Here is a 10,125-nt window from a genome sequence, read left to right as displayed (position 1 = left end):
GGGGAGATGGGGAGATGGGGATATCTCACAAGGGTAGGTATTTTACATTGTCGTGAGGACAAGACTTGAATGACTTGGAAGGACAGTAGACAAGGGAGGAAAACCGTACAAAATCAGATTCTCTTGGTCACCAGAACAGTCCGTCAAAATACCATTGTGCGTATCAAATCTTCCTTGTCTACTTTCCCTCCTTGTCTTCCAGGTCATCCCTTCACAGATAATATTAAAAACCTACCCCTGTGAGTTTCGCTATCCATTACCGGGATCTTTCTTAACATTCGTGAGAGCTATCGCTCGCAAACCCCCAAACCTTAATCCTCCGTTGATGATTCTCAATAAAATAAGGGTTTTATCAAAAAGAATAAGGTACATTTTGTCAAGAGTAGGGAAATTTTCAAGCGTTGAAACCGTTGCCACATAAATGTTTCAAGATTGTTAAGAAAGATGTGGGTAATGGATACTCTTGAGAGCGGGGAGTGTCAAAAGAAAGATAGAAAGAGCCAAGAAGACTTATTTAATTTTCTGCTTAATAAATGTCACCACCTGAGTTAGCTGTTTCTTTAAATTATCAATTTCTGCTTGCATCTTGGCAATTTTAGCATTCAGAGCTTGAATTTCTGCGGACGAAGCTCCTTCTGTACCAGCCTTAGTAGCTCCTAATGCTGCTGTTGCAGTAGCTACTGGAGTAACAGCATCTGTACGGCCTTTTTTAGCTGCTTTTGCCATAGCTGATTTAATAGCAGTAATCAGCTGTCTATTGTCAAAAGGTTTGTTGAGAAATTCAAAATATTCAAATGGTTCGGGAATTTTTTCTGTTACCTCTTCCTTACGGCCAGACATGATCACTAAAGGAATTTTCTTTAATTCTGGGTTGGCTTGAATTTTTTGGAAAACTTCCCAGCCACTCATTTTCGGTAAAATAAAATCCAACATGATCAAGCTGACTTTTTCTTTAAGGATGAGATTATATCCTTCTAAACCGTCTTTTGCTTCTAATACCTCAAAATTGCCTGGAGGCAACATTTCACGGACTTTTACTCTGACAACTGTAGTGTCATCGATAACTAAAATTTTGTTGGCCACGACTGATTACTCTACCAGAGACTATAAGTTTATATGGCTGACGCGCCGACTGACATTAAGAATTCTCCCACTATATACAAGATTTGCGTAAATTGGGGGAGAGTATATTTCCGTATAATTGCCAAAGCTGTAAGGAAACCGGAAGTAAATTTTCAAATTGCTGCTTGCCTTGTAAACAATGGTTTGTAAACTATTGGTAGCTTTAACTTTATAGGTATCATATTACAGTATTTCCCAGTGATTTTTTATATTCTCAAGTTCATCAACGGATTATATGACTTCTGCACAAGAACTCAAATCAGAAATTGATGCCATACCTAGCTGGTTACGCCGTTCTATTGGTAAAGCTAGTGAAATTTCGACGGTACAACGTATTATTAAGCAGCGTCAGATACATACTATTTGTGAAGAAGGCCGCTGTCCCAACCGGGGGGAATGCTACGCTCAAAAAACGGCAACTTTTTTACTTATGGGTCCGACTTGCACCAGGTCTTGTGCTTTTTGTCAAGTAGATAAAGGTCACGCACCAATGCCCGTAGACGAGGAAGAACCGCAAAAGGTAGCAGAATCAGTACATTTGTTAGGATTGAGCTATGTGGTACTGACTGCCGTTGCCCGTGATGATTTAGCTGATGGGGGTGCGGGTCATTTTGTCAAGACTATGGCAACAATTCGCCAAATTAACCCAGAAACGCAAATTGAGGTTCTCACACCAGATTTTTGGGGTGGTGCGGGTGTGGGTGAAACTGGTCAAAAGCAAAGGATAGCCATGATTGTAAATGCTAAACCTGCTTGTTATAACCATAATGTGGAGACTGTTCGCAGGTTAACAGGTCCGGTGCGACGGGGTGCAAAATACGATCGCTCTTTGGCAGTGTTAGCAACAGTGAAAGAAATTGATGCCAGTATACCCACTAAGTCCGGTTTAATGTTGGGACACGGAGAAACTCAGGAAGAGATTATTGAAACAATGGCGGATCTGCGTGTTGTGGGGTGCGATCGCATCACACTGGGTCAATATATGCGCCCTTCTTTGGAACATCTCCCAGTACAAAAATATTGGACACCAGCGGAATTTGATGAACTGGGTAAAATAGCAGCGGACATGGGCTTTAATCATGTTCGATCTGGTCCTCTGGTGCGGAGTTCTTATCATGCTGGGCAGGAAGGTGACAGGTGACAGGTGACAGGTGACAGGTGACAGGTGACAGCAAAAAATTTACCTATTCTCTGTTCCCTATTCCCTTCACACAAATATTTTTAAAGATTGTGGAAAATTGGCGCTTATGTTTGCTATTTGTGGAAAAGTGATTAAATCAGGAGAACCAAATTTATGACTTCCAAAGGAAAAGCTGCTAAACCTTCCTATGTTTTCCGTGCCAGTTGGGCGTTACTGCTGTTGGCGATCAACTTCTTGGTGGCAGCTTATTATTTTCAGATCATTGAGTAATTAGCTATCAGCTTTCAGCTATCAGCATTTAGCGATCAACTTTCTGGCTATGAGGTTGATGCTAAATACTGACGGCTGACGGCTGATTCTTTATACCAATTTGAAAGATGAATGTGAACAATTAGGGGTTGCTGAATAAACATGAAAAGATTACAGGTAAAGGGTCTTAGCCTGCTGGAAGTTAAAAAAGTGCAAGCTTTTACGGGGTGGAAACTTAAAAACCTTGCATTTAATTCCTACTCAAAGGAAAAATCGTTCCTATCCAACTCTTGAAACTGTCACCGTGGCGTAGCACCGTGGCGTAGCACCTGTCATCACGACAAGACTTTCTCAGCAACCCCCAATTAAAAGATGAAACTTTGATATATCAGGACTTTCACAATCCAAAATCCAAAATCCAAAATCCAAAATGGTATTAGATTGTGCCTTTAAATAAACCTTTAGGACGGATGAGCAGCACCAAAATCATGATTAATAGAGCTACACCTTGTTTATACTGAGAACCTAGCCAAGGGGTGCTGACTTCCTGAACAATACCAATGATAAAAGCAGCAGCGATCGCACCGTAGGGGTTGCCAATACCACCCAAAATCACAGAGGCAAACAAGGGCAAAATCAGAAACCAGCCCATATTCGGACGTACAGCGGTAATCAAACCGTACATACTACCGCCTAAAGAAGTAAAAGTACCTGCAATTATCCAAGTCCAAAGAATTACTCTATCAACGTTAATACCAGATACTCTAGCTAAGTCTAAATCATCGGCTACTGCTCGCATAGCTTTACCGATTTTAGTGTTTTGTAATATGTAGTGAAGAAACAAAATCGCCAGTACAGCTAACCCTAGTACCAATAATTGATTTTGCGGTATCCGTAATTCCCCAAATTCTAAAGCAGGGATGACAGGGAGATTATAGTTTTGGTTTTTACCTCCCCAGATAAAAATAATACCGTTGCGGAGAAATAAGGCCAGTCCGATAGAAATGATGATCAGTGTGGTGGAAGTAGCACGAACTGACCGCATTTTTGACCACAGCAATTTTTCTGTCAGTAACATTACTGCTACTGTTCCCGATGCTGCTAAAATCATTGATAGCCAAATGTTTACACCCAAGGCATTGGCTACCAAAGTCAAATAAGCTCCCAAGGTAAGAAAATCACCATGAGCAAAGTTTGATAATCGTAAAATTCCATAGGTCAGCGTTAGTCCTACTGCTCCTAAAGCAATAATACTGCCCACCGCAATGCCGTTAATGATTAATTGAGCTAGTTGTGTATCCATTGTTTTAAGTTTCTGTGAAGAAAATAAAATAAATGTGTAATGTGATTCAATAACAGTTGCATTAGGCGTTACAATAGACACTATCAGTTATGTTTTACAATTAAAAGATATTTCTCCGTTAATATACATAAAATCCAGTTCATAATTTCCTGCCAAGGTTAGTTTCTTTGGCTGTCTAGTGAACCATGCAGCAGTCTTCAAACTTACCAGAACAAAACTCCCAGATCGATGGAACATCAAAACTTTTGCACACAATCCAGCAACGGCGGGATAATTTTTGGTTGCAAAACAGCTTGAATCATTTGCAGAATCGTTTAAATGATTGTCTGCTGGCTGCTAATATGATGCAGTCCACAGGGACAGAAGCAGAAATTTATCAAACGGTAGTCAACGAACTGGAAAAAGCTTTAAATGCGCATTGGGTGGCGATCGCTCAATTTCCAGCAGATGAAATAGTGGGTAAGATTTGTTATGTTTCTAGTTCTCCCTCCCTGAGAACACCAATCCTAGAAATAATATCCCAACTTGGAACAAAGCTGGACTTGAGGTTAAACGCTACCATCAGACTGGAAGATTTGCAGCAAATGGAGAAACAAAAACCTGGCAGTGCTTGGCGTTTAGTTGATGATAACGGTATGATGGCATGGCTAATTATTGACACATCAAAGTCTAACGTGAATGGTGTTTCAATTAAACCATCCTTAACTCCCCTGCGATCGCAATTCATTAAAAGAACAATTCAGCATTGTCATACAGCCTTAACACAATTAAAACAAATACAATTTTGGCAAGAAAGATGTCAACAATTAGCTAATTATAATCAAGAATTAGAACGCACCAATCAACTTAAAAATCAATTTCTCGCCAATACCAGTCACGAAATCCGCACACCTTTAACTTCTATAATTGGATTTACTCATCTACTTTTAGCACAAGGTTACGAACCAGACAGACAACGCCATCAAGAATATTTACACATTATTCAATCGAGTGGTAAGCATTTACTAGACTTAATTAACGATATTTTGGATCTTTCCAAAATAGAAGCCAACCAGCTAGAAATACAATGGGAAATAATTGATGTACCATCATTATGTAGCAATGTTTTAGCTTTAGTGAAAGAAAAAGCTGCTAATAAAGGTTTGAAATTACGTTTAGAAATTAACGATGATGTAACAACTTTATTAGCGGATTCTTTGCGACTGAAGCAAATGCTCTTGAATTTATTATTTAATGCAGTCAAATTTACCAATTCAGGTAGTGTAGGTTTAAAGGTAGCTACACAAGATTCATCTTTACGATTTACAGTTTGGGATACTGGAATTGGTATTTCCAAAGAATATCAATCTTTACTATTTCGTCCTTATAGCCAAATTATGAACCCCGGTTCTAGAAACAACGAAGGTACTGGTTTAGGGTTGGTAGTGACACAACAACTTGCTCAAATTCATGGTGGTTCTTTAGAGTTAGAATCGGAAGTAAATAAAGGTTCTGCTTTTACTATTATCTTACCACTTAAACCCACAGGAAAAGTTTTGGAAGCAATCGAAGTCAAAGCAGAAAAAGATTTAGAATTAAGTCAAGTAACGAGTAATTTTGCTGTTCCCCAGTCTTCTGTTCATATTCCCATCAGTACATCAAGAGAAATTTTGTTAGTAGAAGATGATTTTGCCAATTCTGAATTAATGCGAATTTATTTAGGTAGATTAAGTTATCAAGTAACTTGTGTTAAGAATGCTGAAGAAATGTGGATGACTCTCCCACAGATACAACCAGCAGTAATTTTAATGGATGTAAATTTACCAGATAGCAATGGTTTAAATTTAGTAGAACAACTGCGAAAACATCCCCAATATCAGCATATTCCGATAATTGCCCAAACAGCAATGGCCATGAAGGGAGATAAAGAAACTTGTTTAGCGGCTGGTGTTGATGATTATATTTCCAAACCCATAGATTTACAAGTGTTAGGTAGTATGATAGCAAAATATTGTCAATGATTTAACAATGGACAATTGATAATTCTTTTTCGCAATTCATCAGCTATTAAAATTAACGGTGGACAAAATAACAACATTAATAAATAAGATGGTTTTAAAGGTGCTGTCGAGAAGATTTTTTGCAGGGTAGGAGAATAGATAATAGAGAGAATTAATATCCATTCTATGGCAATTCCTGCCCAAATCAAACGATTAGTAAAAAAGCCCAATCGCAAAATTGAAAACCGTTCTGAACGACAAGCAAAAACGTTACCATCTTGACAGGCGACAATTACCGCTAAAGTCATAGTTGTGGCTTGATGATAAATCGCCATTGTGGCAGCACTCGCTGAGTGTGATAAAATACTGGGACTGAGTGCTTGTAATTGGGGAAGATGATAACCATTTGTCCACCAAACAAAGAAAAATCCTACCATCCCTGCTATACCTTCCAGCAGTCCTAAAAAGCAGTAAGCACGAAGTAACAAAGGTAAATCTAACAAAGATTGGTTTTTTTTCCGGGGTGGTAACTCCATTGAACCAGTTTCCGGTCTTTCTGCCCCTAATGCTAGTGCAGGTAACATATCTGTACCTAAGTCAATAGCTAATATCTGCAAAATTACCAGTGCTGGAGGTATTTTTAGAAACACCATTGCTAGGAAGGGTAAAAACTCCGCCATGTTGGAGGCGAGAATATAAGTCATGAACTTACGGATGTTTTGATACACCGCCCTACCCTGTTCAATGGCAGAGACAATAGTGGCAAAATTATCATCTATGAGAACTATATCCGCAGCTTCACGGGCAACATCTGTACCGCTAATTCCCATGGCAATGCCGATATTTGCAGCACGTAAAGCGGGGGCATCGTTGACACCATCACCAGTGACAGCGACAATATGACCAAGGGTTTTATATGCTTCGACTAGTCTGAGTTTCTGTTCTGGTATAACTCTGGCAAAGACTAACCCAGTTTTGTGTTTGTGGATAATTTGCCGTAATTGAGTATCAGAAAGATGTCCTAATTGTTCACCAGTGATAATTCTGGGTTTACCGTTTGCTAAACCGATGCGTTGGGCGATCGCTGCTGCTGTCAAACCATAATCACCTGTAATCATGGTAACTTGAATGCCCGCACGATGACAAAGGGCGATCGCATCCGCAACTTCTTTTCGTGGTGGATCAATCATCCCCACCAATCCCAAAAAGGTCAAATCCTGTTCTAATAAATTATTATCTTGCTGGTTTAATTCCGTCCCACCTTGCCTTATCGCCACCCCTAACACACGATAACCTTGACTTGCTAATTGATCATTAGCAGTAATAATTTCCTCATGCTGAATTTCCGTCAATTCCAGCTTTTCCCCTGGATGCCATAAATACCGGGAATGTTCTAATACATCTAAAGGTGCGCCCTTAGTAAAAATCACATACTCACAACTATCAACATCATCTAACCCTAAATTACCTTTTAACAACACCGTCATCAGTCGCCGGTGAGAGTCAAAAGGAATTTCTCGAACTCTGGGCGATCGCTGTTGTAACTCCTCCAACTGCAAACCCGCCTTCATTGCAGCCACCAACAACGCCGCCTCCGTAGGATCACCCACAGCTTGCCATTGATTGGAATTAGGGGGATGATTTAACCGCGCATTAGAACAAAGTGCCGCACCCGCCAACATTAACCGCACCTGAGACTGATATTCAGGAGATGAAATTTCCACTTCTCCCTTGGGTTCATAACCGACCCCAGTCACATTAATATAAGTATTAGGAATCCACAACTGGCGGACAGTCATTTCATTTTTAGTCAAAGTCCCAGTTTTATCAGTACAAATAACAGTAGTTGCACTCAGCGTTTCCACCGCAGACAAACGCCGCACCAAAGCATTCTTTCTGGCCATGCGCCTAACACCAATAGCCAATGCTAAACTCACAGTAGGTAGTAAACCTTCCGGCACAAAAGCCACAATAATGCCAATAGCAAAAATGAAACTTTCTCGTAGTTGCATTCCTACCAATAACTTCGTTAATAAAAATATCACCACCCCCATACTCAACGCAATGATAGTAATGATGTGAACCACCCTAGAAATCTGCACTTCTAAAGTGCTGGGTTCTCGTTTCACATGGGCTGTGAGATGGGCTACTTGACCAAATTCTGTATGTGTACCTGTGGCATAGACTACAGCCAGTCCCCGACCAGCAGCAACCGTAGAACCTGCAAATACTAAATTACTGGCTTCTGAAGCATGGATATTATCTGCGGTGACAGGTTCGCTAATGCGGGGAACGGGTAAAGATTCCCCCGTAAGTACGGAAGCATCTACATATAAAGATTGACTTTCAATCAATCTAGCATCAGCAGATATTTTATCACCTTCTTCTAATTGCATGACATCGCCGCTAACTAATTCACGGGCAGCAATTACAGATAATTTGCCATCACGATAAACTTTAGCTTGGGAAGGTAGGATTTTTTTCAGTGCTGATAAGGCTTTTTCTGCTTGATATTCTTGCCAAAAACTAAAAATAGCATTAATCCAAATTACTGCCCAAATTGCCCAACCTAATTCCGGTGTTTGGGAAATAAAAGCTAATATTCCCGCTACCCATAATAGCAACGCCATAAAATGGGTTAATTGGTCAATGAAACGCAGAATTAAAGGGCGTGTTTGGGGTTCGGGAAGTTCATTATAACCGGATTTTTTTAATCTTAAATTTGCTTCTGCCTCGCTGATACCTTGGGGAGTTGTTGTTAGTGTTTTGTAGACTTCTGGAGGTGTCAGCGTCCAAATATGAAAGTTGGAATTCATACTTTTGGTATCAATCGGGCTTTGATATTTTAGATGCTGATTTTATACCTGTTCATCTGTCTGAGGTATTGTCAGAATCAGGATATCCAGGATTAAAGGACAGGGGAAACGCATCTAAATCTTATTGACAAAATACCGTTTTAATGTATAGACCAATAAATCCCTATTTATCGTTTGATTGATTTTTTCAGGATCATGGTGATGGACTAAAATATTGTCAATAAGTGGTCGTTAATGCGAATATTTTGGTCGTTATTGAGATTGAATCGCCCTTATTGATAAGATGCGTTTCCCCTGGATTAAAGGATGTACAGTATGGTAATTTTTAGATGGTTTGTTGGTGATGAATGTTGTATTTGTCAGAATCAGGATAACCAGGATTTAAGGATGTACAGGATGGTAATTTTTAGATTGTTTATAACATTTAAAGGCAATCATCAAACAACATCCTCAAAATCCCAACATCCCCACAAACAATCATTCAGCAACATCCTGTTAATCCTAAAATCCTGGACATCCTGATTCAGACAAAAATTTAAGACTTGACAAGACGCAAAATTTCTACTATACTTGTGTTATGGGTCGAAATCTGTCCGCGCATATATAGTAATATTTTGTATTATTAACATCATTATTTTTACCCATATCTAAAATATCCCTAATTTCTTTCTTCCAATCATCCTGTATCAAAATCAATTATTCTAGAAATTGAGGATCTAAATCCTGTTAATCCTTAAATCCTGTTAATCTGGATTCAGACAATATAGATATGATATCTTAATGATTAGATCATCCCAAATAAACTATATGAAACAAATTAAAATTATTGTAGAAAAACACTTTGATGGTTATATTGCTTATCCCCTTGGTATTCAAGGAGTTATAGTTGGTGAAGGTGACAGTTATGAAGAAGCTTTAGCGGATGTCAAATCAGCAATCCGATGTCATATAGAAGTATTTGGTAAAGAAGTTTTAGAAGATGAATCACCAATTTTAGAAGCTTTTGTAGCTGAAGCTGAGGTGATTATCTAATGCCTAAATTTCCTGTAGATGCACCAAAAGCAAAAGTTATTAGAACATTGGAATTACTCGGATTTAGTATTATTCGAGAACGAGAACATATTGTTATGGTAAAAGACAATGAAGACGGAACAAAAACACCATTAACTATACCTAATCATTCACAGATTAAAAGTTCAACATTAAGATCGATCTGTACTCAGGCTGGAATATCACGGGAAGATTTTTTAGCAGCATACGAACAAGCATAATCTTATCAGAAAAATTTTCTCATGAAAGCTTCCCCAATTCTGAGATAATTAATTAGATGAACGAGAAAATTACTCCCTTCCCACACAAAGATAACTGATATTTTTTCTCTGTGTCCTCTGTGTCTGGAGTGGTTCGTTTTAAAAAAATATCAAGAATAATTGAACGCAGATAAACGCAGATAAACACAGATCAAGATGGACAATCAAAATCAAAACACGATATTTTCAAACAACATCCTGTTAA

Annotated in this window: 8 protein-coding genes; 5 read left to right on the top strand and 3 right to left on the bottom strand. The window is 38.9% G+C overall.

Going from position 1 to position 10,125, the window contains the following annotated elements; translation table 11 throughout:
* Window positions 1–510 precede the first annotated feature (510 nt).
* Window positions 511–1,083 (bottom strand): PleD family two-component system response regulator, encoded by a 573-nt coding sequence (locus IQ237_RS15700; protein ID WP_194056730.1) that lies wholly within the window; start codon window positions 1,081–1,083, stop codon window positions 511–513.
* 274 nt (window positions 1,084–1,357) lie between these two features.
* Here IQ237_RS15700 and lipA point away from each other — a divergent pair, with 274 nt between their 5' ends.
* On the top strand, window positions 1,358–2,263 hold the full coding sequence (gene lipA, locus IQ237_RS15695) for a lipoyl synthase (protein WP_194056728.1): 906 nt from the start codon (window positions 1,358–1,360) through the stop codon (window positions 2,261–2,263).
* 153 nt (window positions 2,264–2,416) lie between these two features.
* The gene (gene psaX / locus IQ237_RS15690; protein ID WP_096565677.1) at window positions 2,417–2,533 is read left to right on the top strand and encodes a photosystem I protein PsaX; all 117 of its coding nucleotides are present in this window, start codon (window positions 2,417–2,419) and stop codon (window positions 2,531–2,533) included.
* Between the two features lie 415 nt (window positions 2,534–2,948).
* On the opposite strand, the gene IQ237_RS15685 is transcribed toward psaX, so the two are convergent.
* Window positions 2,949–3,815, bottom strand: coding sequence for a branched-chain amino acid ABC transporter permease (locus tag IQ237_RS15685; RefSeq protein ID WP_194056726.1), 867 nt, complete (start codon window positions 3,813–3,815; stop codon window positions 2,949–2,951).
* 185 nt (window positions 3,816–4,000) lie between these two features.
* Here IQ237_RS15685 and hrmK point away from each other — a divergent pair, with 185 nt between their 5' ends.
* Entirely contained in the window at window positions 4,001–5,815 is a 1,815-nt protein-coding gene (hrmK, locus tag IQ237_RS15680) for a hybrid histidine kinase/response regulator HrmK (protein ID WP_194056724.1), read from the top strand.
* On the opposite strand, the gene IQ237_RS15675 is transcribed toward hrmK, so the two are convergent.
* Window positions 5,809–8,610, bottom strand: coding sequence for a cation-transporting P-type ATPase (locus IQ237_RS15675; protein WP_194056722.1), 2,802 nt, complete (start codon window positions 8,608–8,610; stop codon window positions 5,809–5,811). The genes hrmK and IQ237_RS15675 overlap by 7 nt on opposite strands.
* 807 nt (window positions 8,611–9,417) lie before the next feature.
* On the opposite strand from IQ237_RS15675, the gene IQ237_RS15670 reads away from it, so the two are divergent.
* Together IQ237_RS15670 and IQ237_RS15665 are read left to right on the top strand one after the other, a co-directional pair.
* Window positions 9,418–9,642, top strand: coding sequence for a type II toxin-antitoxin system HicB family antitoxin (locus IQ237_RS15670; RefSeq protein WP_194056720.1), 225 nt, complete (start codon window positions 9,418–9,420; stop codon window positions 9,640–9,642).
* Window positions 9,642–9,881, top strand: coding sequence for a type II toxin-antitoxin system HicA family toxin (locus tag IQ237_RS15665; protein WP_194056718.1), 240 nt, complete (start codon window positions 9,642–9,644; stop codon window positions 9,879–9,881). Before IQ237_RS15670 ends, IQ237_RS15665 begins: the two co-directional genes overlap by 1 nt.
* The last annotated feature ends 244 nt before the right edge of the window (window positions 9,882–10,125 follow it).

This window comes from Sphaerospermopsis sp. LEGE 08334 (genome assembly GCF_015207205.1).
Lineage (GTDB): Bacteria > Cyanobacteriota > Cyanobacteriia > Cyanobacteriales > Nostocaceae > Sphaerospermopsis.
Note: the sequence above shows the minus strand (reverse complement) of the source record. Positions and strands in the feature narration are given on the sequence as shown.